This window comes from Neisseria sp. P0021.S007 (assembly GCF_051956855.1).
In genome coordinates this window covers 1-881 of the sequence record NZ_JBQCXA010000261.1, presented here as the reverse complement: position 1 = coordinate 881, position 881 = coordinate 1, and the positions used below count along the sequence as shown (strand labels likewise).

The window sequence follows — 881 nt, the reverse complement described above, 5'->3', positions numbered from 1 at the left end:
TACCGCATCCGTATCCTGAGTACCGGCAGCCACATGGGTAATTTGACGGCTGTCCTTTTCATTGCCAACTGAAACCGCGCCCAATGTCGATTTCCATGTCTTGTCTTCAGATTGACTTGCCGACTGTGTCGCAAAATCATAGCCTGCCTGACCTGCAGCCAAATCTGCGATGCTTTGCGCACCCAGAGCCACCCCTTTCTCGGCTTTACCTTTGGCTTGGAAACCGAGTGCCAAAGATTTCTCTTCCAAAGCCGATGCACCGCCGCCGACTGCCGTACCACCTTCTTTACGCACACTGGAGCTGGTGCCGACAGCCAGACCGTTCAAGGCTGTAGCGGAAGACTCGACACCCAAAGCTACACTGTTTACGGCATTCGATACCGCACGCGTACCAACCGCCACTGCTTGATAACCTTCTGCTTCAGCAGCCGATGCCAGCGCAAGTGATTGAGTTCCACGTGCTTTAGCTCGATCACCTAAGGCCGTCGCGCTGAGCGCATCCGCCTCACTATCTCTGCCGATAGCTACTGCATCAATATTACTTGCCTGAGCGCCATTACCTACCGCAACGGCACGCAAAGCCGAAGCCTTGGACAGCAGACCGACTGCAACGGATTGACCGCCAGAAGCAGCCGCTGCGCCACCGACTGCTACATCATTTGTTCCCTTGGCATGGGCCCGAAAGCCAACCGCCACCGACCGCAATGCCTCCGCCTTGGATTCGCCACCCAAAGCAGTTGCGCTTAAACCGGAAGCGGCAGAATCATAACCCAAAGCAGCCGCCTTATAGCCACCTGCTTTAGCCTTGTCGCCAACTGCAGCGGCATTTTCGCCCGATACGGATTCTTTACCGACAGCCAAAGAACCCGTCTTGTGCATGG

At 55.7% G+C, this 881-nt stretch carries 1 pseudogene; it reads right to left on the bottom strand.

Annotation, left to right across the window (positions count from 1 at the left end):
* Positions 1 to 861, bottom strand: a pseudogene (locus ACTHUR_RS12670) (YadA-like family protein); the annotation flags it as partial.
* Positions 862 to 881 lie beyond the last annotated feature (20 nt).